General features: G+C 52.5%; 24 protein-coding genes. 22 read left to right on the forward strand and 2 right to left on the reverse strand.

The features are described 5' to 3' along the window. The first annotated feature begins 90 nt into the window (after positions 1-90). From LQV63_RS01190 to spoVM, 19 genes are all read left to right on the forward strand, one after another. Positions 91-2,922, forward strand: a complete 2,832-nt coding sequence (locus LQV63_RS01190; protein WP_233695385.1) for a calcium-translocating P-type ATPase, SERCA-type — start codon at positions 91-93, stop codon at positions 2,920-2,922. A gap of 240 nt (positions 2,923-3,162) precedes the next feature. Next, complete coding sequence (gene dapF, locus LQV63_RS01195; protein WP_233695386.1) at positions 3,163-3,996, forward strand: diaminopimelate epimerase; 834 nt, start codon at positions 3,163-3,165, stop codon at positions 3,994-3,996. A 221-nt stretch (positions 3,997-4,217) separates the two neighbouring features. After that, entirely contained in the window at positions 4,218-6,119 is a 1,902-nt protein-coding gene (locus tag LQV63_RS01200; protein WP_233695387.1) for a bifunctional homocysteine S-methyltransferase/methylenetetrahydrofolate reductase, read from the forward strand. Between the two features lie 32 nt (positions 6,120-6,151). After that, the gene (locus LQV63_RS01205; RefSeq protein ID WP_019424860.1) at positions 6,152-7,036 is read left to right on the forward strand and encodes a YicC/YloC family endoribonuclease; all 885 of its coding nucleotides are present in this window, start codon (positions 6,152-6,154) and stop codon (positions 7,034-7,036) included. A gap of 35 nt (positions 7,037-7,071) precedes the next feature. Continuing rightward, complete coding sequence (gene remA, locus LQV63_RS01210; protein WP_005548256.1) at positions 7,072-7,332, forward strand: extracellular matrix/biofilm regulator RemA; 261 nt, start codon at positions 7,072-7,074, stop codon at positions 7,330-7,332. Positions 7,333-7,346: 14 nt separating this feature from the next. Continuing rightward, positions 7,347-7,925: a guanylate kinase gene (gene gmk / locus LQV63_RS01215; RefSeq protein WP_026011406.1), complete on the forward strand. Its 579-nt coding sequence runs from the start codon at positions 7,347-7,349 to the stop codon at positions 7,923-7,925. A 111-nt stretch (positions 7,926-8,036) separates the two neighbouring features. Then, positions 8,037-8,264: a DNA-directed RNA polymerase subunit omega gene (gene rpoZ, locus LQV63_RS01220; RefSeq protein ID WP_019424862.1), complete on the forward strand. Its 228-nt coding sequence runs from the start codon at positions 8,037-8,039 to the stop codon at positions 8,262-8,264. Between the two features lie 234 nt (positions 8,265-8,498). After that, positions 8,499-9,827, forward strand: a complete 1,329-nt coding sequence (coaBC, locus tag LQV63_RS01225) for a bifunctional phosphopantothenoylcysteine decarboxylase/phosphopantothenate--cysteine ligase CoaBC (RefSeq protein ID WP_019424863.1) — start codon at positions 8,499-8,501, stop codon at positions 9,825-9,827. 19 nt (positions 9,828-9,846) lie between these two features. Then, entirely contained in the window at positions 9,847-12,453 is a 2,607-nt protein-coding gene (gene priA / locus LQV63_RS01230; RefSeq protein ID WP_233695554.1) for a primosomal protein N', read from the forward strand. 57 nt (positions 12,454-12,510) lie between these two features. After that, the gene (gene def / locus LQV63_RS01235; protein ID WP_019424865.1) at positions 12,511-12,987 is read left to right on the forward strand and encodes a peptide deformylase; all 477 of its coding nucleotides are present in this window, start codon (positions 12,511-12,513) and stop codon (positions 12,985-12,987) included. A 3-nt stretch (positions 12,988-12,990) separates the two neighbouring features. Beyond that, the gene (fmt, locus tag LQV63_RS01240; RefSeq protein ID WP_233695388.1) at positions 12,991-13,935 is read left to right on the forward strand and encodes a methionyl-tRNA formyltransferase; all 945 of its coding nucleotides are present in this window, start codon (positions 12,991-12,993) and stop codon (positions 13,933-13,935) included. After that, the gene (gene rsmB / locus LQV63_RS01245; RefSeq protein ID WP_233695389.1) at positions 13,932-15,326 is read left to right on the forward strand and encodes a 16S rRNA (cytosine(967)-C(5))-methyltransferase RsmB; all 1,395 of its coding nucleotides are present in this window, start codon (positions 13,932-13,934) and stop codon (positions 15,324-15,326) included. Before fmt ends, rsmB begins: the two co-directional genes overlap by 4 nt. Positions 15,327-15,754: 428 nt before the next feature. Next, a complete protein-coding gene (rlmN, locus tag LQV63_RS01250; protein ID WP_019424869.1) occupies positions 15,755-16,807 on the forward strand; it encodes a 23S rRNA (adenine(2503)-C(2))-methyltransferase RlmN in 1,053 nt (350 codons plus the stop codon). 6 nt (positions 16,808-16,813) lie between these two features. After that, positions 16,814-17,587: a Stp1/IreP family PP2C-type Ser/Thr phosphatase gene (locus LQV63_RS01255; protein ID WP_233695390.1), complete on the forward strand. Its 774-nt coding sequence runs from the start codon at positions 16,814-16,816 to the stop codon at positions 17,585-17,587. Then, entirely contained in the window at positions 17,584-19,716 is a 2,133-nt protein-coding gene (gene pknB / locus LQV63_RS01260) for a Stk1 family PASTA domain-containing Ser/Thr kinase (RefSeq protein WP_019424871.1), read from the forward strand. Before LQV63_RS01255 ends, pknB begins: the two co-directional genes overlap by 4 nt. A gap of 55 nt (positions 19,717-19,771) precedes the next feature. Beyond that, positions 19,772-20,689: a ribosome small subunit-dependent GTPase A gene (gene rsgA, locus LQV63_RS01265; protein ID WP_019424872.1), complete on the forward strand. Its 918-nt coding sequence runs from the start codon at positions 19,772-19,774 to the stop codon at positions 20,687-20,689. A 1-nt stretch (position 20,690) separates the two neighbouring features. After that, positions 20,691-21,368 (forward strand): ribulose-phosphate 3-epimerase, encoded by a 678-nt coding sequence (gene rpe / locus LQV63_RS01270; RefSeq protein ID WP_019424873.1) that lies wholly within the window; start codon positions 20,691-20,693, stop codon positions 21,366-21,368. Between the two features lie 51 nt (positions 21,369-21,419). Then, positions 21,420-21,680 (forward strand): hypothetical protein, encoded by a 261-nt coding sequence (locus LQV63_RS01275; protein WP_019424874.1) that lies wholly within the window; start codon positions 21,420-21,422, stop codon positions 21,678-21,680. 172 nt (positions 21,681-21,852) lie between these two features. Then, a complete protein-coding gene (spoVM, locus tag LQV63_RS01280) occupies positions 21,853-21,933 on the forward strand; it encodes a stage V sporulation protein SpoVM (protein ID WP_019424875.1) in 81 nt (26 codons plus the stop codon). A gap of 94 nt (positions 21,934-22,027) precedes the next feature. Here spoVM and LQV63_RS01285 read toward each other — a convergent pair whose 3' ends face one another. Both LQV63_RS01285 and rpmB read right to left on the reverse strand, forming a co-directional pair. Further along, entirely contained in the window at positions 22,028-22,192 is a 165-nt protein-coding gene (locus LQV63_RS01285) for a hypothetical protein (RefSeq protein WP_233695391.1), read from the reverse strand. 54 nt (positions 22,193-22,246) lie between these two features. Beyond that, positions 22,247-22,435 (reverse strand): 50S ribosomal protein L28, encoded by a 189-nt coding sequence (gene rpmB, locus LQV63_RS01290; RefSeq protein WP_019424877.1) that lies wholly within the window; start codon positions 22,433-22,435, stop codon positions 22,247-22,249. Positions 22,436-22,611: 176 nt separating this feature from the next. Between rpmB and LQV63_RS01295 the strand changes: the two genes are divergently transcribed. The 3 genes from LQV63_RS01295 to LQV63_RS01305 are packed head-to-tail and all read left to right on the forward strand — an operon-like array spanning position 22,612 to position 25,647. Then, on the forward strand, positions 22,612-22,971 hold the full coding sequence (locus LQV63_RS01295) for an Asp23/Gls24 family envelope stress response protein (RefSeq protein ID WP_019424878.1): 360 nt from the start codon (positions 22,612-22,614) through the stop codon (positions 22,969-22,971). Between the two features lie 15 nt (positions 22,972-22,986). Beyond that, positions 22,987-24,750: a DAK2 domain-containing protein gene (locus LQV63_RS01300; RefSeq protein ID WP_019424879.1), complete on the forward strand. Its 1,764-nt coding sequence runs from the start codon at positions 22,987-22,989 to the stop codon at positions 24,748-24,750. A 27-nt stretch (positions 24,751-24,777) separates the two neighbouring features. Then, complete coding sequence (locus tag LQV63_RS01305; protein WP_019424880.1) at positions 24,778-25,647, forward strand: DegV family protein; 870 nt, start codon at positions 24,778-24,780, stop codon at positions 25,645-25,647. The last annotated feature ends 7 nt before the right edge of the window (positions 25,648-25,654 follow it).

Genomic DNA, 25,654 nt, shown 5'->3' on the forward strand with positions numbered 1-25,654 from the left:
GCTGTCTGCTTGGACGCGCTGTACGGCCGCCAATGCATAGCCATTATTGCGTGACAACCTCTATTATTGGGTAGGAAAGGGGAACGGACCATGGATCAAATCAAGTGGCACCAGTTAACGGCGAATGACTTGCTTCATGCGCTGGGGGTCCACGCCGAACAAGGATTGTCGGACGAAGATGCGGCAGCGCGTCAGGAACGCTACGGGCGCAATGAGCTGTCGGAGGGGAAACGCGTGTCGCCATTGGCGTTGTTTTTCAACCAATTTAAAGATTTCATGGTGCTCGTGCTGGCCGGGGCCACGCTTGTATCGGGAATGCTCGGGGAATATCTCGATGCCATCACGATCATCACGATCATTCTCCTTAATGGAGTGCTCGGCTTCGTGCAGGAATTCCGGGCGGAGCGTTCGCTGCGTGCACTGAAGCAGCTCTCTGCCCCTATGGCAAAGGTGATGCGATCCGGCAAGCTATGCCACATCAATGCGAACGATCTAGTGCCAGGTGATATCGTGCTCCTGGAAAGCGGGGACCGCTTGCCAGCTGACGTCAGATGGCTCTCAACGAGCAGCTGCTATGTGGAGGAATCGGCGTTGACAGGAGAATCGGTTCCTGTAAACAAGCACCATAAATCGATTAGACAGGACGAATTGCCGTTAGGAGATTTGAAAAATATCGGCTTCATGGGAACGATGATGACCCGAGGTACGGGGAGGGGCGTCGTTATACGGACAGGGATGGACACGGAGATGGGCAAAATTGCGCATATGATTGAAAACACCGAATCCATGGATACGCCACTGCAGCATCGTCTGGAGCAGCTCGGTAAAATTCTCATTATTGTCGCGCTTGCGCTCACCGTAATGGTCGTCGTTGCCGGTATACTTCACGGACAACCAGCGATGGGCATGTTCTTGGCCGGCGTCAGTCTGGCCGTGGCTGCTATTCCTGAAGGGCTGCCTGCCATTGTGACGATTGCGCTCGCGCTTGGCGTTCAGCGCATGATTAAGCGCAAAGCGATCGTGCGCAAGCTGCCTTCCGTGGAGACGTTGGGCTGCGCTTCGGTCATTTGTTCGGATAAGACCGGGACGCTTACGCAGAACAAAATGACAGTTACCCGCATTTGGATGGGCGGAAGAGCACTGGAAGTAAGCGGGGAAGGCTTTGAGCCTGCAGGTCAAGTCACCGAGCAGGGTAAGCTGCTCGACATGAAAAATGATCAGGCGCTGCGGCGGTTTCTGCAAATTAGCGCGCTATGCAACAATGCTGTGCTGTCTGAGTCCTATCCGTCCGAGTTGCGTTCGACGAAGGGGATCGGCCAACAGACGAAGAAGGCAAAAGAAGCGAAGAAACAGGGAAGTGAGGAGTTAAAACCGATATGGGACATTAAAGGAGACCCGACAGAAGGAGCGCTGCTTGTACTGGCTGCCAAGCTGGGAATGACATCGCAGACATTGGGCGGTATGTACGCGCGTATGGAGGAGTATCCTTTTGACTCGGAACGGAAAAGAATGTCCGTCATCATAACACATCAAGGCGGAAGAAACGTGCTTACCAAAGGAGCGCCTGACGTGCTGCTTGACCGCTGCAACTATATATTGTGGGATGGCAAGGTGGTTCCGCTCACAGCGGGCTTGAAGCAGAAGGCTCTCGCCGCGAACGAGGAAATGGCCAAACAGGCCTTGCGAGTATTGGGACTAGCTTACCGCGAATTAAAAGCAAGCGAATCCTCGGCTCATGAATCCGCGGTTGAATCGCAGCTTATCTTCGTGGGCTTGGCAGGCATGATAGATCCGCCGCGCCGTGAAGCGAGGGATGCGATTGCGGTCTGCCGCCGCGCTGGCATTAAGACGGTCATGATCACGGGTGACCATCAGCTGACAGCGGAAGCGATTGCGCATCAGCTCGGCATCATACCACATGGCGGACAGACGGTGAACGGTGTCCAGTTGGCACAGATGGATGACGATGCGCTCGACAAGGTCATCGATACTATATACGTGTATGCGCGCGTATCGCCAGAGCATAAGCTGCGCATCGTAAAATCGCTTCAGCGTAAAGGGCATGTCGTCGCCATGACCGGCGACGGGGTGAATGATGCGCCAGCGATTAAAGCGGCCGATATCGGCATCGCAATGGGCATTACGGGAACGGATGTGTCGAAGGAGGCGTCGGCACTCATTTTAAGCGACGATAACTTTGCCACCATCGTTGCCGCGATCGAGGAAGGCAGGGGCATTTACGAGAACATTCGCAAATTTATCCGCTATTTGCTTGCTTCCAATGTCGGCGAAATATTGGTAATGTTCTTTGCTATGATGCTCGGACTTCCGCTGCCGCTCATCCCTATTCAGATTTTATGGGTGAATCTGGTGACCGATGGACTGCCTGCCATGGCGCTCGGAGTCGATCAGCCGGAGAAGGATTTAATGGAGCATCGGCCGCGCACGGCGAAAGAGAACATTTTTGCTCGGCGTCTGGGATGGAAAATAATAAGCCGGGGGCTGCTCATTGGCGTATGTACACTGATCGCGTTCTGGCTTACGTGGAGTGTTGACCCGAACAGCGCGGAGCAGCTGACGAAGGCGCAATCAGTTGCGTTCGCGACGCTTGTAATGGCTCAATTGATTCACGTCTTTGATTGCCGCAGCTCACGTTCCATCTTTCACCGGAATATTTTCCAGAACCGGTATTTGGTACTGGCCGTCGCATCGTCAATCCTGCTTCTGTTGGCTGTCTTATATGTCGAGCCGCTGCAGCCTATATTTAAGACGGTTCCGCTTCATTTCAGAGATTGGGCGATTACGTTTGTCATGGCTGGCATTCCGACATTTTTAATGGGCATCGGCTCCGTATTGAGCGGACAAAAATCCGGGAAATCTGGAGGGAAGCCGGCATATACTTCCAATCGGCGTGCCGCGTAGTTCTGATTGCAGAAGCTTTCCGCAGGAAACATACTTCGGAAGCATCGGCTCTTCGAGGGTGAACACAAGATTCGACTTCGAATCTATTTCCTGTTACACTGCGTGAGCAAAAGGGAATTTTTGAACTAGAGGAATAGTACAAACATTGGTGCACTCCGTGAATACACATTCCCGCTCGGATTGCGGTATCCTAGTGACATCAGTCAGGGACGGCCGACCGCAAGAGGAGTTGGGGATGAAATGTTATTCACGAAAATGCATGGGTTAGGCAACGATTTTGTCATCGTATACGGAGAAGAGACACTGCCCGACCGGGTGGCAGAGCTGGCGATTACCGTCTGTGACCGTCACTTTGGCGTAGGTGCAGACGGGTTAGTATATATTTTGCCTTCCGTGCGGGCTGATTTTATGATGCGAATCATTAATTCTGACGGAACGGAAGCTGAACAGTGCGGCAATGCGATCCGCTGTGTTGCCAAATATGTCGTCGATAACCGCCACGCTGTCTCAGACGAGCTGACGATCGAGACGAGAGGCGCTGGTGTGCAGCGGGTGCAGCTGAACCAAGTTAACGGGAAAGTTGAATCGGTACGGGTCGACATGGGTGAACCTGTCTTGGAGGGGCTGAAGGTGCCGACCACGATCGATGAGAAGCAGATTGTCGCTCATCCTATAGAAGTGGACGGCAGGTCATTCCAGTTCACGGCGGTATCGATGGGCAATCCGCATTGTGTCATTTATGTGGAAGATGCTGCTTCCTTCGACTTCGCTGCATGGGGGCCGAAGCTGGAAACCCATTCGCTGTTCCCTCGCAAAATAAATGTAGAATTTGCAACGGTCAAGTCGCACAGCGAAGTGGACATGCGCGTATGGGAGCGAGGAGCAGGGCCAACGCTTGCCTGCGGAACGGGGGCATGCGCCACGCTTGTGGCGAGCGTGCTGAACGGATTGACGGACCGTCAGACGACCGTATCGCTTGCTGGCGGCGAACTGTGGATCGAATGGGATGCGGCGGATAATCATGTGTATATGACCGGGGCCGCTGAGGTTGTATTTGAAGGCCGCTGGGCGTAAGTTAAGTTTGGTCCGCGGATGTCCTGTCCGTCCCATCAGGACGGACGACCGTTTTTGTAAGGTGTACACGCACAAGCGTAGAAACGAAACGCACATATATGCATTTTCATGAAAAAAAGGCGCTCCAGCGGGGCGTCTTTTGTTTCAAGAATGAACGTTTCTTGTTAGAATGTAGGATAAGTCATGTTGAACAATCATGGGAGAATGGGGTGCAAGACAGGATGAAAGACTTTCGCGAGGCGTTACAAGAGCAGATCATTGTCGGCGATGGTGCGATGGGAACCTATTTATATCAGCTTGGATATCCTGTTGGCATTTCATATGAAGCATTAAATGTAAGCGAACCAGATATGATTCGCGATATCCATCAGCGTTATGTAGCAGCGGGAGCCCGCTTGCTTGAAACAAATACATTTACGGCCAATCGTGAGAAGTTGTCCAAGCACGGTTTGGAAGACAAGGTAAAGGAAATTAACCGCGCAGCAGTCCGCTTAGCTCGTGAAGCGGCGCAGGACCGCGCATATGTGGTGGGGGCGTTAGGCTCCATCCGTGCGGGGAAACGGGAAAATATTCATACCGATCAGGTGAAGCTCGATTATACGGAACAGTTGTCTTCTTTATTAGAAGAAGGCGTGGACGGCATCATGTTCGAAACGTTCTATGATTTGGAGGAAATGCGGCTTGCACTCCAGATTGTTCGCAGCTTGGATGAACAGGTCCCTATCATTTGCCAGTTCGCCGTAGAAGAATCGCAGCGGACAAAGGATGGGGTAAGGCTGCTCGATGCTTTCCGTATTTTGCGTGAAGATGGGGCTGATGTGGTCGGCTTGAATTGCCGTATGGGTCCAAATGGACTGTTGCGAGCGATGGAAAGTGTCCAAGGTCAAATTGCGCTTCCGATGTCCGCATTTCCGAATGCGGGGCTTCCCGACTATGTTGACGGACGCTATAATTTCGTCGCGACTGCCGAATATATGGCGGAGAGCGCTGTTCATTTTGCCCAGATGGGCGCCCGGCTTATCGGAGGGTGCTGCGGAACGACGCCTGAACATATTCAGACGATTGCCGCAGCATTGCAAGATATCGACGTTCCTGCATTGCCGCTCAATACTGAATTGGATGCAGCCAACGGGGATATGAACAGATTGGAGGTTCAACAATATCCCCATAATATAGAAGAGACAGGGGACGGCGATCAGGCGGCAAGTTCCATCGTCGATATGGTTCGTACGCGACATACTGTCATTGTTGAGCTGGACCCGCCGCGCGACTTGGACATTGCGAAGTTCATGAAGGGAGCGGAGGCGCTGCAAAAAGCCGGGGCAGATGCGATTACGTTGGCGGATAACTCGCTTGCCGTTACGAGAATGAGCAATATGGCGCTCGGTTATCTGGTATTGGATAAGCTTGGCATGCGGCCGTTGGTTCATATCGCATGCCGCGACCGCAATCTCATCGGCACTCAATCTCATATGATGGGTTTGAACGCACTTGGCATCGACCACGTGCTGGCCGTCACGGGGGATCCGGCGCGATTCGGCGATTTGCCTGATTCCAGCTCGGTTTACGATTTGACTTCCTTTGAAATTATACGCATGATTAAGCAGTTGAACACAGGGTTAGCGTTCTCTGGTAAGCCGCTCAAACAGCGAGCCACCTTTGTCGTCGGGGCAGCTTTCAATCCGAACGTGAAGCATTTGGACAAAGCCATCACGCGTCTCGAGCGGAAGATTGAAGCGGGAGCGGACTACATTATGACGCAACCGGTATATGACGTCGCGCTAATCGAACGCATTGCTGAAGGAACGAAGCATCTGAACGTGCCGATCTTTATCGGCATCATGCCGCTGGCAAGCGGAAGAAACGCGGAATATTTGCATAATGAGGTTCCAGGCATCGAGCTTTCCGATGAAGTCCGAGGCCGTATGAAAGGACTCGAAGGTGAGGCGGGGCGCCAGGAAGGCGTAGCAATCGCCAAAGAATTGCTGGACGTAGCAGTAAATCATTTTAAAGGCATTTATTTTATGACTCCATTTATGTTCTATGAAATGACGGCCGAATTGACGCAATACGTATGGGAAAAAGCGGAACGGCAGACAGACCCCTTGTTTCGACTAACATAATCAATTAAAATAGGATAATGGATGTGGTTCTCATGGTTTACAGCATGACCGGATATGGTCAGTCCGCACGCGAGATTGGCGGATACAAACTAAGCATTGAAGTGAAATCCGTAAACCATCGATATTGTGAAATCATGCTCCGCATGCCGCGTGAATGGACAAGCCACGAAGATCGTCTGCGCCGTATCGTGCAGCAGCACGTGAAGCGCGGCCGAATTGATGTGTTTATTAACAAGGAGCGTGAAGGTGAAGCGAAGACGCTGGTCGAAATTAACGACCAGACGCTCGAAGCTTACATGCAAGCCTCTCAATTGCTCCGTGATAAATATGGCGTATCGGGAGAATTGTCCGTTGATGATTGGCTTCGCCTGCCTGATATTATTACGATCCGAGAAGAGACATCATGGTCCGAGGAAGAACTTGCTTCTTGCTTGGAATCGGGATTGACCGAAGCAATGGATGGATTATGCCGGATGCGCGCCATGGAAGGCAGCCACCTCAACCGGGATCTGGCAGAACGGCTGGGCCGCTTACAGTCGCTTCATGTGGAAATGATGGAGTGGGCTCCGGTTGTTGTGACCGAGTACCGAGCCAAGCTTAAACAGCGTATAGAGCAACTGTTGCATGCGAATTCTTCCTTTGACGATCACAAGTTCGGCATGGAAGTAGCATTGTTTGCGGAACGCTCCAACATTGACGAAGAATTGACGCGGTTAAAGAGCCATTTTGGACAGTTCGGACAGCTGCTCCATAGCAGTGAACCGATAGGACGCAAGCTTGATTTTCTTATCCAGGAAATGAATCGGGAAACGAACACCATCGGCTCCAAGGCGAACCATTTGGAACTTGTCAACCGGGTCGTCGATATGAAAGCTGAGCTGGAAAAGATTCGCGAACAAGCCGCGAATATTGAATAAACTAGGAGCGTTCGAATTTAGAGGGAGGACCTGTAATGGCGATCAAGCTGATTAACATCGGTTTTGGTAATATTGTATCTGCCAACCGAATTATTTCCATCGTGAGCCCGGAATCGGCTCCGATCAAACGAATCATTCAAGAAGCACGTGACCGCCATATGCTTATTGACGCTACATACGGTCGTCGAACACGTGCGGTTATCATTACGGACAGTGACCATGTCATCTTATCCGCCGTACAACCGGAGACGGTAGCGCACCGTTTATCAACTAAGGATGACGACAACGACGAATAAAGATGGAGACGAACATGAATAAGGGGTTATTATTTGTGCTTTCCGGCCCGTCTGGAGTCGGTAAAGGCACGGTGTGCAAGGCGCTTCTGAAAAAAATGCCTGATTTGATCTATTCCGTGTCCGCCACGACCCGCCAGCCGCGGATCGGCGAGACGGACGGCGTGAATTATTTTTTCAAATCACGCGAACAATTTATGCAGATGATCGAAGAGGATCAATTGCTTGAATATGCCGAGTATGTAGGGAATTATTACGGCACGCCGCGCGATTTCGTCGAGCGCACACTCGAGGAAGGACGCGACATCATCTTGGAGATTGAAGTCCAAGGTGCGCTGAAAGTAAAAGAAAAGTTCCCTGACGGCATTTTTATATTCTTGCTTCCGCCTTCGCTGGACGAGTTGAAGGACCGTATTCGCGGTCGCGGAACGGAGAACGACCACGTCATCGATCATCGTATGAATGTAGCGGTTGAAGAGATCGCGCTCATGGCGAACTATGATTATGCGGTCGTGAATGACGAGATTGACTTGGCTTGCGAACGTATAGAGAGTATCGTTATTGCCGAACATTGTAAAATTGAGCCTAATGAATAGGCTGAGCAGGGCGCACTTTTCACGAAGTGTGCCTTGTCACGGTTCATTGTCGATACACGCTTCGGACTAAGTAAATCAGTCAAGAAGCACTAAGAAAAGGAGTGTTGAACTATGCTTTATCCATCTATTGATGAACTGATGAAGAAGGTAGACAGTAAATATTCTTTGGTCGTTGCCGCTTCTCGCCGGGCGCGCCAGCTGCGTGACGGAAACCGTACGGAGATGACTCAGCCAAAATCGCACAAGCAGGTTGGTGTGGCGTTGGAGGAAATTTACGGTGATAATATTTTTATTCAACAAGGTACACAAACGCAAGAACGCTCAAAAACGGTTCTGTAATTGCGTGTTCAAAAAGGGGCTTTTTGAACAACCTCTGTAACGGAAAACGCGTATCGTATGCGGGCTGCTTGGATCGGGGTCTGCTTATTCAAGCAGGGATATCGAACCAAGTATGCTCTTAAATGAGTCTATAATCCAAATAACAACCGAAAGGTTGTTATTTTTTTCAAGGTTGTATATTTTTAATGTAATGAAAAAACGCTTGCATGAAACGTAACGGAAAGGCGGGAGCGTATGCTGCAAGGGAAAACGATAGTGCTCGGAGTTACTGGTGGGATCGCGGCTTATAAAGCCGCGGCTCTATGCAGTAAATTAAAGCAGGAGGGTGCGGAGGTGCACGTCATTATGACGTCGTCCGCCACTCAATTCATCTCGGAATTGACGTTTCAGACGCTGTCGCGTCAGAACGTGTATACAGATACGTTCGATGAACGGGATGCATCGGTCGTGTCCCATATTCATTTGGCGGATCATGCCGATTTGGTCCTTATCGCACCGGCGACGGCCAATGTGATCGCGAAGATGGCTCATGGACTTGCCGATGATATGCTAACGACGACCGTGCTGGCGACGATGGCCCCGATCTTGGTGGCTCCGGCCATGAATGTGCATATGTACGCTCACCCTGCGGTGCAGCAGAACATGGACGTGCTGCGGCAACGAGGCGTCATGTTCATTGAACCGGAAGAGGGTCTGCTTGCTTGCGGATATACGGGCAAAGGCCGGATGGCTGAACCGGAGCATATCGTGGAGCATGTGAAGCAGTGGTGTGCCACAGCAAAGGAACAAGCGGTCAGTGAGGTGGCGCTGCCAAGCAAGCTGGGCCATGATGCCGAACTTCAACCTGGACTGGGCGGCGGGGAAGAGTTGCTGTCCGGCCGAACGGTGCTGGTCACCGCAGGCGGTACGCTGGAACGAATTGATCCGGTCCGCTATATTACGAACGATTCTTCCGGGAAAATGGGGTTCGCCGTTGCAGATGCGGCACGCAGTATGGGAGCGAAGGTTATTCTCATAGCGGGACAGACTCAGGTTGCTCCACCGGAAGGCATGGAGGTTATCGCGGTCGAATCGACCCAAGATATGTTCGATGCGGTGACGTCCCAATACGACAACGCCGATATTGTCATTATGACAGCGGCCGTGGCGGATTATCGGCCAGTTAACCGGGCGACGCAGAAATTAAAAAAGACCGGTGAAAAGCTAATTATCGAGCTGGAGCGCAATCCGGATATTTTGGAGGAGCTGGGCAAGCGGAAAATGCATCAGTTCCTCGTCGGGTTCGCGGCAGAGACGGAGCACGTAGAGCAGTACGCCATCGATAAGCTGCGGCGCAAACGGCTTGATCTGATTGTAGCGAACGATGTGTCGCGTTCTGATGCAGGGTTCCGTTCGGACAATAACGAAGTGTTGATCTATGAGGAACAAGGCTTGGTGGAACGCATTCCGCTCATGGCGAAGACGGGAATCGCGAAGCGTCTGCTGCACATCGTAGCTGAACGGCTTCCGGCAGGTTCCGGTCAGCGGATGCTTACTGCCGAAGAGGTGCGTTCGCTTGAATAGAGATGGAGTAGTGATGACGATGAGCTTCGGGACAGAGTCGGGCTTCGAAGAGGAACGGCATGGTCTTGTGGCTCAAGTCATTGTGGATGTATCAAGTAAAGCAACGAACCGTCCGTTTGACTACGCGGTTCCCGACGACATCGCGTCGTGGGTGGAAGTCGGCAGCCGGGTTGGCGTGCCGTTCGGCGGACGCACGGTTCAGGGCTTCGTCATCAGATTGTCGCATTATACCGATGTGCCGCTACATCGTTTGAAGCCGCTGCAGCAATTGCTTGATGTCGTCCCGCCGCTGCCGCCAGACTTGGTGGAACTGGCACAATGGATGAGCGCCCGCTATGTCTGTACGCAGACAGCCGCCCTGCAGGCGATGATTCCTGGGGCGATGAAAGGCAAGCGGGAGAAGGCGGTGCAGCTTGGGGAGGATGCGATTATTTTTCTGCAGCATCCTCATCATTCCGCTGCCTCCTTGCTCGGGGAACAGCTCGAGCTACGGCCTGCCTCTGTGCTGGATCACCCGCTGACGCGTGAATTGTTGGCTTATGTGAAGCGGCATGAACCGATAGCAGCACCGAAGCTGCTGCAGGCTTTTCCGGATGCGGCACGACTTATCAAAGAGGCAGTGCAGCACGGATGGCTCGTAGAGACGGAGCGAATTAAGGACCGTATCGGAGTTAAAAAGCTGAAGCGGGTGCAGCTAGCTGTCGAGCAGGCGGAGCTCAATGAACTGCTCGAAGCGCTCGGCAGTCGAGCTCAGCGCCAACGCGAGGTGCTGGCACAGCTGCTGGAATTCGGAGGCGAGCTGCCGCTTAAGGATTTGAATACTTCCGCCGTGAAGGCGCTGCAAGCGAAAGGCTATGTCGTTGTCGATGAAGTGGAGGTTATGCGCGATCCATTTGCGCACCGCCAGTTCCAGCCGTCGCGACCGTTGCCGCTCACAGAAGAGCAGCAAGGTGTATTTGACTCCTTGATCGAGGCGTTGGATGCTGAACGGCATCAATCGTTCCTGCTGCACGGCGTGACCGGCAGCGGAAAGACGGAAGTGTATTTGCAAGCGATTGATTGCTGTCTGCAGTCAGGCAGAGAAGCGATCGTGCTCGTGCCGGAAATTTCGCTCACACCGCAGATGGTTGAGCGTTTCAAAGGCAGATTTGGTTCCAAGGTGGCTGTGCTTCACAGCCGTCTGTCGCAAGGGGAACGGTATGACGAATGGAGAAAGATTCGCGAACGCCGCGTACAGGTGGCTATTGGCGCGCGTTCTGCCGTGTTCGCCCCCTTCGCCCGCATTGGGCTTATTATAATGGATGAAGAGCATGAGACGTCTTATAAGCAGGAAGAAACGCCAAAATATCATGCGCGGGATGTGGCGATAGAACGTGCGCGGCAGCACGGGGCAGTCGTTGTACTCGGTTCCGCTACCCCGTCGATGGAAACATATTATGCAGCCAGGCTGTATGGCAGCGATACGTTGCCGCGCGGTCTAGAGCCGCCGGCCTGGAACTTAGCGTCGGTCGCCATGCCGACCCGTGTCGGCGGGAGAGAGCTGCCGCCGGTCACAATTGTAGATATGCGAGAGCAGCTGAAGCTGGGCAACCGCTCTATGTTCAGCGCTCCGCTGGAGAAGGCACTGGAAGAGCGGCTTGAACGGAACGAACAGACGGTGCTCCTCCTGAACCGCCGCGGTTACTCCACCTTTGTCATGTGCCGGACGTGCGGCTATGTGGCTCAGTGCCCGGAATGCGACATTTCGCTTACGTACCATATGAAGACCGGCCATATGCGCTGCCATTATTGCGGCCATGCGGAACGGGCTCCTTCGGTTTGCCCTTCCTGCGAGAGCGAGCATATTCGCTATTTCGGAACGGGTACGCAGCGGGTGGAGGAGCAGCTGGCAAGACGATTTCCAGGCATTCGCGTCATCCGCATGGATGTGGACACAACATCGGAAAAAGGCTCACATGAACGGATGCTGCAGCAATTCCGTGAACGGAAGGCCGATGTGCTGTTAGGCACACAAATGGTGGCAAAGGGACTTGATTTTCCCTATGTTACGCTGGTTGGCGTTATTGCGGCGGATTCGGCATTGCATATGCCTGATTTCCGGGCGGCAGAGAAGACGTTCCAATTGCTCACCCAGGTGGCCGGCCGCGCAGGACGGCACGATTTGCCGGGCGAAGTTGTCGTGCAGACGTATGCGCCTGAGCATTATTCCGTCCTTCACGCGTCGAAGCACGATTATGCGGCGTTTGCATCTGACGAGCTGCGCCATCGGCGCAATCAAATCGTGCCTCCGTTCTGCCGCTTGGCGCTCCTGTCGATGACGCATGAGCAGTTGCCGCTGCTCGTCCGCGTAGCGGAGAATGCTGCAATGCGCTTAAAGGAGCTGGCTGAACAGCATGGTTGGCTCAAGCCGCTTGATTCGCACGCGGACGCGGTGGACATTCTCGGTCCGGTCGCTTCTCCGATTCCACGGATAAAGAACCGCTACCGTTTTCAATGCGTCATCAAATGCAGAGGCAACGTGGATTTATCGGGACTGATGGCAGAAGCGATGGCTGAATTCGATTCCATCTCGAAAGAGCAGGATATTTGGTTTAGCGTCGATATAGATCCGCAGATGATGATGTAGTTGTATTGAAAATAGTTATGAGAAATCATTTATAGATAAAAAAGGAAGGTGTGCCTGATGGCATTGCGCATCATTGTACTTGAACCGGATCCGGTTCTTCATCAAATCGCGAAGGAAGTACCTAAAATTACGCCCAATATTCATAAGCTGCTGAACGATATGGCGGATACGATGTACCATGCCGAAGGCGTAGGGCTCGCCGCTCCGCAAATCGGCATTTTAAAGCGCGTTATTGTCGTTGATGTCGGTGACGAGCACGGATTAATCGAAATGATTAACCCCGTGATTGTGGAGACGGAAGGGGAGCAGTTCGGACCTGAAGGCTGCTTGAGCATTCCCGGGCTGAACGGTGACGTTCGTCGGCATCAGAAGGTAAAGGTGAAGGGACTGGATCGCCACGGCAATGAATTTACGCTGGAAGCGACTGATTTCTTGGCCCGCGCCTTCCAACATGAGATCGACCATTTAAACGGGGTGCTCTTTACTGAAATTGCGGAACTCGTATATGAGGTGCCCCGCGAAAGTAGGGAATAAGCAATGACCAAAATTGTATTTATGGGAACGCCGGCATTTGCCGTGCCATCCTTGGAAATGTTACTGCAAGAAGGCTATGAAGTAGATGCTGTCGTTACGCAGCCGGACCGTCCGGTTGGCCGCAAGCGGGTATTGACGCCGACTGCGGTCAAAGCGGCGGCGCTGCAGCACAACCTTACCGTATGGCAGCCGGAGAAGCTGCGTGTCTCCTCTACGATTGAAGATATTCGCTCGCTGCAGCCGGATCTTATCGTGACGGCGGCTTACGGGCAAATTTTACCGAAATCGGTGCTCGACATTCCACGCCTCGGCTGCATTAATGTCCATGGGTCGCTGCTGCCGAAATATCGCGGCGGCGCGCCGATTCAGCGTTCGATTATGAACGGGGAGCCGGTGACGGGTGTGACGATTATGTACATGGCGGAAGGGATGGATACGGGGGATATGATAAGCCGCGTTGAAGTTCCGATCACATACGCCGATAACGCGGGGACGATGTTCGAGAAGCTGAGCGCGGCGGGCTCTGACCTGCTGCGCCGCACGTTGCCGGAATTGATTGCGGGGCGCGCGGAAGCTGTATCGCAAAATAATGACGAAGCAACGTATGCCCCGAACTTGAAGCGCGAGGATGAGCAAATCGATTGGACGCGTCCGGCACAGGACCTCTTCAATCAAGTACGGGGACTCGTTCCGTTCTCCGGCGCGTTTACGATGTGGAACGAAGAAGTGTTCAAAGTGTGGGCGTGCGAAGCGCCTGCCGACGCGTCTTCGAACGCCGGTGGACGTGAGCCGGGAACCGTATTGACCGCGGATGCGCGTGGGATTGAAGTGCAGACGGGCGCAGGCACGCTGCGTCTGACCGAGGTACAGCCAGCGGGCAAGAAGGCGATGCCGGCTGCTGAATTCGTGCGCAGCGGGAAGCTGAGTCAAGGGACGGTGCTGAAGTGAGCGAGCGTGGATCCCAACCAACCGGCAAGCGGCGCACGGCGCGTGACGTAGCGCTCGAGGTGCTCGTTCAGGTGGAGAAGGAGCATTCGTACAGCAATCTGAAGCTGAATGAAGCGCTGCAAGTGGCGAAGCTGGAACGTGTCGACGCGGCGCTTGCGACAGAGCTTGTGTACGGCACGATACAGCGGCTGAACACGATTGACGGCGTTCTCGAGCAGAAGGTGCAGCGCGGGCTGGCGAAGCTGAAGCCGTGGATGCGCAATCTGCTGCGTATGAGCGTGTACCAGCTTCGGTATTTGGATCGCGTGCCGCCCCATGCGGCGGTGAACGAAGCGGTCGCGATTGCAAAGCGGCGCGGCCAGCAGGCGATGGGCGGCTTCGTGAACGGCGTGCTGCGCGCCGTTATGCGCGAGCCAGAACTGTGGAATGCTCCGGCTGCGGACGAAGCGGTCAGCCGAATTGCATGGGAGCATTCGCACCCGGCGTGGCTCGTGGACCGCTGGATCGAAGCTTACGGTGAAGCGGAGACGGAAGCGATGTGCGCGGCCAACAACCGGCCGCCGCACGGCAGTGCACGTGTGAATCGGCTGCAGGCCGACCGGGAGGCGCTGCTCGCCGACATGCAGGCGAGCGGGTTGAACGTCAAGGCGTCCGCGGTGACGCCGGACGGCATCGTCGCGGAAGGGGCGGGCAATCTTGCGCACAGCGTCTGGTACCGCGAGGGCCGCTTGTCCGTGCAGGACGAGAGCTCGATGCTCGTCGTCCAAGCGCTGCGGCCGGAAGCGGGGAAGCGTGTGCTTGACTGCTGCGCCGCCCCTGGCGGCAAGTCCACCCATATCGCCGAAGTGATGGGCGACACAGGGGAAGTCGTCGCGAACGACGTTCACGCCCATAAGGTGGCGCTTATCGCCGAGCAGGCCGCCCGCCTTGGGCTGAAGTCGCTGCGCACGATGAACGCCGATGCGGCGACGCTCAGCGAAGTGCTGCCGCAAAGCAGCTTCGATGCGGTTCTGCTCGACGCGCCGTGTACCGGCTTCGGCGTTATCCGCCGCAAGCCGGACATCAAATGGACGAAGCATCCGGAGGATGTATCGTCCATTGCGGCGCTGCAGGAGCGGCTGCTCGCCGAAGCTGCGCGGCTCGTGCGGCCGGGCGGCCGTCTCGTCTACTCCACGTGCACCGTGGAGCACGTGGAGAACGAAGCCGTCGTGCGCGCATTCCTCTCCGAGCAGGCGCACGACGGCTGGGAGCTTGATGAGACGTGGAAGGCCGCACTGCCTGCCGAAGCGCTCGCTGCGGCGCTTGATCGCAGCCCTGCCGGGATGCTGCAGGTGCTGCCGCAGGACGCTGGCTCCGACGGCTTCTTCATCGCCTGCTTGACGAAGCGCTAACGCGGCCGTCTAGCAGGCGTCGGAACGCGGAGTCCAGAGCGGAACAGTCTTCAGGCATGCCACGAAAGCCTTCTTCCTGAGCAGGCTTATAGAGGTATTGCAAAAAGTCCATTTTTTAATACCAGGCATCCCAAGATGTGATTCGACATCGAATCTTGCATTCACTCTTGAAGAGCCTATGCTTCCGAAGTTGTTTTCCTGCGAAAACCTGTACTTCCCGGTGCTAAAAAGTGACCTTTTTGAACACGCACTTCTATTCAAATCCAAAGCCGCAATGTTCAAGAGAATTCTCCTGAATATTGTGGCTTTTGTTGTGCGTGATCCGCTCTGGGACTGGCTTCCAAGCTATGGCTTTTAGCATGACTGCCATTTGTGGTAAAATAGATCGACTGCATGACGAGTTAAGAATTGAGAGGTTGGACAGACACATGAAACCATTTATATACGATTTAACTTTTGAACAGCTGCAGCAGTGGCTAAAGGAGCAGAACGAGCCTGCATTTCGCGCCGGACAAATATTTGATTGGCTCTATGTCAAGCGAATCAATGATTTTCACGAAATGACCAATCTGTCCAAATCGCTGCGGGATAAGCTGGAGGAGCATTATCAATTTGTGACTCTGAAAGAAATTACACACATGAAATCGCAGGATGGAACGTATAAATTTCTATTCGGCTTGCATGATGACCATGCTATCGAAACCGTAATTATGCAGCACAACTACGGGAACAGCATCTGCGTAACGACACAAGTCGGCTGCCGCGTCGGCTGCACGTTCTGCGCCTCCACGCTTGGCGGGCTGAAGCGGAACCTGACTGCCGGAGAGATTGTGGCCCAAGTGGTCGCCGCGCAGAAGATATTGGATGAAACGGATGAGCGCGTCAGCAGTATCGTTATCATGGGGACAGGGGAGCCTTTCGAGAATTACGATGCGACCATGGCATTCCTTCGCATTATGATTCATGAAAAAGGGCTCAATATCGGCCAGCGGCACATTACGGTGTCGACGAGCGGCATCGTGCCGAGCATTTACAAGTTCGCGGATGAGGACACCCAGATTAACTTGGCGATCTCCATCCATGCGCCGAATGATGCGCTCCGCTCCAAGCTGATGCCGGTCAATCGCCGCTTTCCGTTTGAGGAAGTGATGCAATCACTCAAGTACTATCAGGATAAGACCGGCCGGCGCATTACGTTCGAGTATGCGCTCATCGGTGGCGTCAATGACAAAGTGGAACAAGCGGAGGAGTTGGCAGATGTGCTGAAGCGGATGGACATGCTGGCACACGTCAATCTCATTCCGGTAAACTATGTGCCGGAGCGGGATTATGTCCGCACCCCGCGCAATGATATTTTTAAGTTTCACCGCGCGCTGCAGGATCGGGGAATCAATGCTACGATTCGCCGTGAGCAAGGACATGATATTGCAGCAGCATGCGGTCAGTTGCGTGCGAAGCACATGGAGTCTAAGGCGAGGTGAGTTAGAATGAAAGCTGTGCATCGTTCCGATGTCGGACGTGTACGCGCAGTGAACGAGGACCGTGCATACGTTGCTGTGCTTGATAACGGCTACTGCTTGGCCATTGTGGCCGACGGGATGGGCGGTCATCAAGCTGGTGATATAGCAAGCCGCTTGGCGGTGGAGACCGTAGTGTCTGAGCTCTCTGCGCTGCCGCAGGATTTGCAGGCCAACCAGTTGGAACGTGCGCTGGAAGCTGCTATTTTGCGCGCCAATCAAACAATATTTCATATTGCCTCACAGGATGAAAAGTATTATCACATGGGAACAACCATCGTTGCGGCCTTATTTGACCATTCGCAGTGCAATGGTTATATCGGACATATCGGCGATAGCCGGGCCTATTCTGTCGATCGCCAAGGCATCCTTCAATTGACAGAGGATCATACGCTCGTGAATGAGCTGGTGAAGAACGGTCAGATTGAACCGGAGGAAGCGATGCGGCATCCACGCCGGAATGTGCTCATCCGTGCGCTCGGAACAGACGCGCAGGTTGAGGTGGATATGAAGCCGATTACGCTCGGCAGCGGACAGTATCTCCTGCTGTGCAGCGACGGCTTGACCAATATGATGAATTCCGATCAAATATGGAGCGCCGTCATCGATCCTTCTCTTCCGCTCGAAGCGAAAGCAGACCGTTTGCTAGGGCAGTCACTCGATGCTGGCGGAGACGACAATATCACGATCGTTCTGTTGGAGCAGGCCGAGTCCGGCACCATGGAAGAGGGGTGGAACTCGTGATTGGAACTACATTAGCCGGGCGCTATGAAATTATTGCACGTGTCGGCGGAGGCGGAATGGCGCTTGTCTATAAAGCGCTCGACAATTTGCTTAACCGTTATGTTGCGGTCAAAGTGTTGCGTCAGCAATTCGTGCATGATGAGGAATTCATCCGCCGTTTTCGACGGGAAGCCCAATCTGCTGCTTCCTTATCCCATCCGAATGTGGTCAGCATTTATGATGTGGGACAAGAAGAGGATACGCATTTTATCGTCATGGAATATATCGAAGGTCATAACTTAAACGAAATTATTCAGGAACGGGCGCCGCTGCAGACGGAAGAGGCAGTGCGTATTTCCATTCAAATCTGCGATGCGCTGGAGCATGCCCACCAGAACCGAATCATTCACCGTGACATTAAACCCCATAACATTCTTATCGGGAAAAATGGCCGTGTAAAGGTAACGGATTTCGGAATCGCGCGCGCGGTCACCTCCTCGACGATTACACAAACAGGTTCCGTCGTAGGCTCGGTGCACTATTTTTCACCCGAACACGCCAAAGGAGTGTTGACCGGAGAAAAATCCGACTTATATTCTCTTGGCATCGTGCTGTATCAAATGCTTACGGGCAAACTTCCGTTTTTAGGGGAAAGCCCGATTAGTGTCGCGCTCAAGCATTTGCAGGAACCGTTTGATGAGCCGCGGCTCGTCAACCCTCATATTCCGCAAAGCGTAGAGAACATTATTTTAAAGTCGATGCGCAAAAATCCAGCAGAGCGTTATCAGTCGGCTGCGGAAATGATGCGAGACTTGGAAACGTGTTTGTCTGCTGAACGGGCACACGAGCAGAAGCTGACATTTGTTTCGCGCGTACCCTTTGACGATGAACAGGAAACGAGAGTGATGCCTGCGATTCGCCCGATGGAGAAAAGCGCACCCAAGGAGTATGACACCTATGCCGCTTCTTCCAACTCTGGTGCGGCAGGTTCGCCGGCCCCTTCGCCTGCTGTGGCAGAAGCGAAGACGCGCAAGTCTTGGGTAAAGCCAGCCATTTGGGCTGGGGTGACGCTGCTCTTTCTCGCAATTATGGTCGGTGTCGTATTTTATGTGAAGAGCCTGCTTGTCGTTAAAGATGTGAGCATGCCGAATCTCATTAATTTGACGGAGCAAGCGGCGAAAGACAAGTTGAAGGAATATAAACTCGAAGTGGAGGATCCTATCGTTTACGAGCATAAAGAAGGATTCGAAAAAGGGATCGTCTTTGACCAAAGCAAGTCGGAAGGCACCAGGGTCAAAGAAGGATCGACCATACGTCTGTATGTCAGTGAGGGGACACCCCTTGTCTCGCTGCAGGATTATGCGGGCAAGCCGTTCGAGACGGCGGTGCAGCAGTTGGTCGAGCTCGGGTTCGAGAGTACGCGTATAACGAAGGATGAAGTATATCACGATGATGCTGAACCGGGTGTCGTCGTCGGAATGTCGCCGCAGCCGAATTCTCAGGTCGATCCGAAGACAGCTTCGATTAAGTTTACCGTCAGCAAAGGAAAAGAATCGTTCGGTATGCCAAGTTTGGTTGGCTTGACGAAAGATGAGGCGGTAGCGAAGATTGAAGCGAACGAATTGAAGCTGGCGAAAGACGGCATTGTCGAAGAGCCGAGTTACGAGCCGCAAGGGCAAGTATTTATGCAAAAGCCATTCGAACCGAACGATCCCGTGTCTAAAGGGTCGGAAGTGAGAATTTATGTAAGCTCCGGTTTCCCTCCGGAAGCGCTGAATTATACTTTACCTCTCCCGGTAGCTCCGAAGGAAGAAGGAAAGAACAGTACGATACGAATTGTGTATACTGATGCGCGTGGAGAGAACATGGAATGGGGCACTGAGAAGATTAAATCCTCCCAAGTACTCAACGTAGAGCTTGTGCTAGCACCAAATAAAGATGGGGTCGTCCTTGTTTACCGTGACGGCACATTCCTTGATACGTATCCGATATCCTACATCGATGCGAAGCAGGGTAATGTACCGATACCTGAGATTGACGACCCCTTGGCCAGGCGAGTTGAAGGTGAGGGGGAAGGGCAAGAACAAGGACAAGAACAAGGACAAGAATCCGTGGAAGGACAGACACAATCGTCAGAACCCGGACAATGAAGATGATGAAAATGAATAATCGGATTGGGGTAGATAAGACCTTGGAGGATATTGCATGCCAAAAGGCTTGATCGTAAAGGCACTGAGCGGTTACTATTACATTCAACCGGAAGAAGGATCTATCGAACAGACGATCCAATGCCGTGCCCGAGGAATATTTAAGAAGAAAGGCGTGTCCCCACTCGTTGGGGACCGCGTTATCTTCACTATGACAGAGAACGGGGAAGGGACGGTAGACGAAATCGAACCGCGTGTAACGGAGTTGATTCGTCCACCGATCTCCAATGTGGGGCTTGCCGCACTCGTGTTCTCTGTGGTAGAGCCGGTCTTGAACCGTCAACTGCTGGATAAGTTTCTCGTACATATTGAACATGCCGGTTTAGATGCCGTTATCGTGCTGACGAAATGGGATATTATCGAGACGCTTCCGCCAGCGGAAGCTGCTGCGGTCGGCAAGGATATGGAGCATATCATAGAAGTGTATGCCCGTATCGGCTATGATGTCATACCGACAAGCGCCGCAGGCGGTTACGGCTATGAGCGGTTAGCGGACAAGCTGACTGAAGACATTAGCGTCTTCGCGGGTCAATCCGGCGTAGGGAAGTCTTCCTTATTGAATGCCATGATTCCGGGCATCCAGCTCGAAACGAATCAAATCAGCCAGCGTTTGGGGCGCGGAAAGCACACGACGCGTCATGTCGAACTGCTGCAGTTGCCCCACGGCGGTTATATCGCTGATACGCCGGGATTCAGCCAGCTTGATTTTCTCGAACTTGGCGTGGAGCAGTTGGGAACGTGCTTCCGTGAATTTCATTCCTATGCGGAAAACTGCAAATTCCGTGGCTGCACCCATATTCATGAGCCTAGCTGCCAGGTGAAGGAAGCGGTAGCGAATGGTCAGATTGACAAGACACGCTACGAGCATTACGTACTATTTTTTGAAGAAATGAAAGACAAAAAACGGAGGTACTAGCATGAAACAGATTGAGAACGTTCAGATCGCCCCCTCCATTTTATCAGCCGATTTTGCCAAGCTGGGTGAAGAAGTCCGCGATGTGGAGCAAGGCGGTGCTGATTGGATTCATGTTGATGCTATGGACGGCCGCTTCGTGCCGAATTTGACGCTCGGGCCCATCATTGTGGAAGCGATCCGCCCGCATACGAAGCTGCCACTCGACGTTCATCTCATGATTGTGGAACCGGAAAAATACGTGCCTGCCTTCGCCAAGGCGGGTGCGGATTTCATTACGGTGCATGCGGAGGTATGCCCCCATTTGCATCGGGTTGTACACCAGATTAAAGAAAGCGGTGCCAAGGCGGGAGTTGCTTTAAATCCGGCAACGTCTTTGTCTTGCATCGAAGAAATTCTCGATGACGTGGATCTCATCCTGATTATGACGGTCAATCCTGGCTTTGGGGGACAGCGCTTCATCGAATCGATGACGGATAAAATCAGCCGCTTGCGTGAGCAACTGAACGCGCGGGGACGCCGCGATGTGTTTATTGAAGTGGACGGAGGCATTACGGCGGATACCGCTCCGCTTGCCGTGAAGGCGGGGGCTAACGTGCTCGTGGCCGGCAGTGCGGTATATGGCGCACATGATCGCGCTGCTGCGATTCAAGCGATACGACGAGCAGCTGCGGTAAAATAGAGATCCTCATTGAACGATAGGCAGGGCCGGACGGAAAAGGGGAGATGAACGATGTGGAGAACGAGACTGATGCTCGTGCTGTACAGTTTTGTGTGCGGATCATTGGTAGGCATGTATGCGTTTTTGAAGCTGCCGCTTAACTTGGTTTGCTCGTTAGGCGCTTTGTTTTTAGGTATTCGTTTCTTCAAACGCTATGAAACGAAAGGAATGCGTATCGGTTTTATCTTGCTGGCGATTTTGTTTTACTTCGTCTTTGTCTTTGTGATGTCCATGGCCATTTACATGCAGCAAATGCCTGCGCCTGCTGCATAAACTAAAGATGGAAACGGGCTTGTTCGCTTTGCATAGATGATACGGCTGCGGCATATGATGGTTACATGAGCACAGATCTCTCATGTAGCCTTTTTTATTTCTATGGTTCACAAAAAAGGGCCGGCTATTGATTCCGGGCGGGGTAGGATGAGAACGACGAGGAGGGTGGAAGATGAAGTTTTATACATTTAAGCTGCCGAAATTTTTAGGAGGTTTCGTCAAGGCGATATTAAATACGTTTCAAAAAAACTGACACTCCCGGCGGCCATTCTGCTGAATCCGTAATCATCCATCCTAACGATATAGCACCCGAGCGGGAGCGGGACATAGCTTAGCAGAAGAAATGCTTATGACGGGTTCCGGTCGCGAGTAGAAACGGCCCGGCCGTCCTTGTTGAAAGGACGGACCGTTTCTGCAAGATGAATCGTCATTTTCAGCGCCTGCTTCTGCAAGAAGCTTGCTGAAGTGATAAGACAACTTCTCATCAGAGCAGCAACTGTACTTTCTCCCACGATCAAAAAAGCACCTGATACCGTTCAGGTGCTCTTTCTATATAATCCATGGGATTAGACGCGAGTCACTTTACCTGCTTTCAATGCGCGCGTGCTCACGTAGACGCGTTTTGGTTTACCATCAACCAAAATGCGAACTTTTTGCACGTTTACACCCCAAGAGCGGCGGTTTTTGTTGTTCGCGTGCGATACGTGGTTACCTGAGCCACGTTTCTTCCCCGTTACAAAACATTTGCGAGCCATGCCTAACACCTCCTTATCCCAAAGCAACACTACTGCATACAATTAAATACTTAAATATGATATCATATTCTAAAATCCCCCGTCAACTGAATCAAAAACTTTGTTTATTTATGTTTTCTATTATAGTACAATATTGATTAGTCCATAATACTCAAAAAAAAGGAGTGGAACGAACCATGACCATCCAATTGGATACCGATTTCGGAAAAGTGAGTATTTCCGAAGAAGTCATAGCGGTCATCGCCGGATCTGCGGCAATGGAATGTTATGGACTTGTGGGCATGGCTTCGCGCAAGCAATTAAAGGACGGCATTGCCGAACTGCTTGGACGTGAAAATTTGTCGCGTGGTGTCGAAGTACGCCAGGAACAGGATGCGCTACATATAGATTTATATATTATCCTTAGTTACGGGACGAAGATCTCCGAAGTGGCGCACAACATTCAAGTGAAGGTGAAATACGTGCTGAATGAAGTAGTCGGTCTCACCGTGAACGAAGTGAACATCTTTGTGCAGGACGTGCGTGTATCAAGCTAGGAAGGGGAATATTCGTTGAACAAGCGTTCTTTAAATGGAACACAATTTTCCAATATCGTGCTGGGCGGTGCTGATTCGCTCCATCGCCATGCTGAATACGTCAATTCGTTGAATGTTTTTCCGGTACCGGATGGGGACACGGGAACGAACATGAACTTGACGATGACCGCTGGCATTACGGAAATGAAAGCAAAAATATCAACGTCTATCGCCAAAACGGCGGAGGTGTTGTCTAAAGGGCTGCTTATGGGTGCTCGGGGGAACTCGGGTGTTATTTTGTCCCAATTATTCCGCGGCTTCAGCCGAGGAGTAGCCGGCCATGACGAAGTGAATTCAGTCCAATTCGCGCATGCTATGCAGAGCGGCGTGGATACGGCATATAAGGCGGTCGTCAAGCCTGTCGAGGGCACGATTCTGACCGTCGCGAAAGAAACGGCCAAGCATGCGGTTCATATAGCCCGCCGGACGCCGGACCTGGTCGGTTTCATGCGTGAAGTGGTAGCTAAAGCGAATGAAACGCTAAGCAAGACACAAGATATGCTGCCCGTATTGAAGCAAGTCGGGGTGGTTGATTCGGGTGGACAAGGCTTAGTATACATTTACGAAGGCTTCTTAAGCGTGCTTGAATCGGAAGACGGCGTATTTGACGAGACAGCGGCTCCTGCTCCGGTAACCGTTCAGGTGAAGAAGCCGGCTGCAGTCGCGCCTGCGCATGAAGCTCCAATTTCTGCACAGGCCAAGCTGCATACGGAAGATATCGAGTTTTTATATGATATGGAATTTTTTATTGACCGTTCTCGCAACGGTTCCAACGCTAAGCCATTTAATGAAGATTTTTTCAGGAAAGCGCTTGCGAAAAATGGAGACTCCATTATCGTCATTCCGGATGACGACATTGTTAAAGTTCACGTCCATTCCCGCAAGCCGGGTGAAGTGCTGGACCTGGCGCTCGGATACGGGGAACTGATACAAATTTGTATATTAAATATGCGCGAGCAGCATCGGGAAATCATTCAAGGCGAGCACGGGGAAGTGTCTGCTATGCCAGAGGTATTTGCTGACATTCCTGCGCCTGAAGTTTCCGCGGAGACGCTGCTTGTCGATCCACCGGCCGATGAGCTTGCGCCTTACGGTTTTATTGCTGTAGCGATGGGTCAAGGCATTGGTGATATTTTCAAAAGTCTGGGCGTGGACGTCGTCTTGTCAGGTGGACAGACGATGAATCCGAGTACGCAAGATTTCATCGATGCGATAGAGACGATTTCGGCACAGCATATTTATATTTTGCCGAACAATTCCAATATTGTGATGGCAGCGAAGCAAGCGGCCGAGATTGTGGAGCGTGATGTAACGGTCATTCCAAGCAAGACGATTCCGCAAGGCATAGCCGCGGCTTTTGCGTTCCAGGAAGATGAGGGCTTGGAAGTAAACACGACGGCAATGGAAGCTGCCATCAGCCATATTATCTCTGGACAAGTGACATATGCCGTTCGGGATACGACGCTTGACGGCTTGGACATTAAAGCTGGTCATTATATGGGCATTGCGAACGGCAAAATCATAACGACGACCGAATCCGTAAACGATACGCTGCAGCAACTGATGACGAAGATGCTGGCTGACGGAGGAGAAGTCGTTACATTGCTTACCGGGGAAGAAGCGCGTGAAGAAGATACGGAAGCATTGATCGCGTGGCTGAATGAGCAATACCCGGATGCCGAAGTGGAAGTGCATCAAGGGGGACAACCGATTTATTCCTATATTATTTCCGTCGAATAAGGACAATGTGAAGGGGGGATTTTCTGTATGGCCCATATCCGTATTGTAACGGACAGCACCGCGGATATTCCGCATGAAGTGCGAGCACGTTACGGAATTGAAATGGTTCCTCTCAAAGTGCATTTCGGTCATGAAATGTATAAGGATGCAGTAACTATCAATGCGGAAGAGTTCTATGAGAAGTTGGCGAAAGCGAAGCAATTGCCGACAACGTCCCAACCTTCGCCAGTTGAGTTCATGGATGTGTTCAAACGGTTGAATGACGAACAGCCGGACACTCAAATTATTTCGATTCACTTGTCAGCTGCCTTAAGTGGAACGTACCAGTCCGCTGTACTCGCCAAAAATATGATGGAGGAAGCAGCGGACATTACGATTGTTGATTCCAAATCTGCCTCCTACGGCTTCGGGCTCATTGCCGTCGAAGCGGCGCGCATGGCTGAAGCCGGTCATTCCAAAGAAGAAATATTGGCGATGATTGAACGTTATCAGCAGGAGCGCAAACTTTATTTTCTGGTGGATACGCTAGAATACTTGCAAAAGGGCGGACGCATCGGGAAAGCCGCCGCTCTGTTCGGTACACTGCTCAACATTAAACCGATACTATCTGTGGATAGTGAAGGTGAAGTATGCGCGTTGGACAAGGTGCGCGGCCATAGAAAGGCCTTGGGGCGCGTACTGGAATTTCTGCGGCGCGACTTCGCGGGGAAGCCGGTGCACGCAGTCATCGGATATACGAGCGATAAATCAGCAACAGACGAATTGAAGGAAGCGGTTCGGACTGCGTTCGACTTACGTTCCTTAGAGTATGCGATCATTGGATCCGTCATCGGAACGCATGTAGGAACCGGCGTCGGCGCTGTCTTCATGTGGCCTGCAGATGAAGGGCACGCTTGAGGAAAGT

The sequence above is a fragment of the Paenibacillus profundus genome, assembly GCF_021369635.1.
Taxonomy (GTDB): domain Bacteria; phylum Bacillota; class Bacilli; order Paenibacillales; family Paenibacillaceae; genus Paenibacillus_B; species Paenibacillus_B profundus.

Excerpts from the sequence above, each read along its gene's own strand:
- LQV63_RS01275 (WP_019424874.1), top strand. The coding sequence starts at position 21,420 with ATGTGGAGAACGAGACTGATGCTCGTGCTGTACAGTTTTGTGTGCGGA.
- LQV63_RS01295 (WP_019424878.1), top strand. The coding sequence starts at position 22,612 with ATGACCATCCAATTGGATACCGATTTCGGAAAAGTGAGTATTTCCGAA.
- LQV63_RS01255 (WP_233695390.1), top strand. The coding sequence starts at position 16,814 with ATGAAAGCTGTGCATCGTTCCGATGTCGGACGTGTACGCGCAGTGAAC.
- remA (WP_005548256.1), top strand. The coding sequence starts at position 7,072 with ATGGCGATCAAGCTGATTAACATCGGTTTTGGTAATATTGTATCTGCC.
- rpoZ (WP_019424862.1), top strand. The coding sequence starts at position 8,037 with ATGCTTTATCCATCTATTGATGAACTGATGAAGAAGGTAGACAGTAAA.
- LQV63_RS01190 (WP_233695385.1), top strand. The coding sequence starts at position 91 with ATGGATCAAATCAAGTGGCACCAGTTAACGGCGAATGACTTGCTTCAT.
- rlmN (WP_019424869.1), top strand. The coding sequence starts at position 15,755 with ATGAAACCATTTATATACGATTTAACTTTTGAACAGCTGCAGCAGTGG.
- fmt (WP_233695388.1), top strand. The coding sequence starts at position 12,991 with ATGACCAAAATTGTATTTATGGGAACGCCGGCATTTGCCGTGCCATCC.
- LQV63_RS01305 (WP_019424880.1), top strand. The coding sequence starts at position 24,778 with ATGGCCCATATCCGTATTGTAACGGACAGCACCGCGGATATTCCGCAT.
- rsgA (WP_019424872.1), top strand. The coding sequence starts at position 19,772 with ATGCCAAAAGGCTTGATCGTAAAGGCACTGAGCGGTTACTATTACATT.
- spoVM (WP_019424875.1), top strand. The coding sequence starts at position 21,853 with ATGAAGTTTTATACATTTAAGCTGCCGAAATTTTTAGGAGGTTTCGTC.
- LQV63_RS01200 (WP_233695387.1), top strand. The coding sequence starts at position 4,218 with ATGAAAGACTTTCGCGAGGCGTTACAAGAGCAGATCATTGTCGGCGAT.
- dapF (WP_233695386.1), top strand. The coding sequence starts at position 3,163 with ATGTTATTCACGAAAATGCATGGGTTAGGCAACGATTTTGTCATCGTA.
- gmk (WP_026011406.1), top strand. The coding sequence starts at position 7,347 with ATGAATAAGGGGTTATTATTTGTGCTTTCCGGCCCGTCTGGAGTCGGT.
- LQV63_RS01205 (WP_019424860.1), top strand. The coding sequence starts at position 6,152 with ATGGTTTACAGCATGACCGGATATGGTCAGTCCGCACGCGAGATTGGC.
- rpe (WP_019424873.1), top strand. The coding sequence starts at position 20,691 with ATGAAACAGATTGAGAACGTTCAGATCGCCCCCTCCATTTTATCAGCC.
- def (WP_019424865.1), top strand. The coding sequence starts at position 12,511 with ATGGCATTGCGCATCATTGTACTTGAACCGGATCCGGTTCTTCATCAA.
- coaBC (WP_019424863.1), top strand. The coding sequence starts at position 8,499 with ATGCTGCAAGGGAAAACGATAGTGCTCGGAGTTACTGGTGGGATCGCG.
- priA (WP_233695554.1), top strand. The coding sequence starts at position 9,847 with ATGAGCTTCGGGACAGAGTCGGGCTTCGAAGAGGAACGGCATGGTCTT.
- rpmB (WP_019424877.1), bottom strand. The coding sequence starts at position 22,435 with ATGGCTCGCAAATGTTTTGTAACGGGGAAGAAACGTGGCTCAGGTAAC.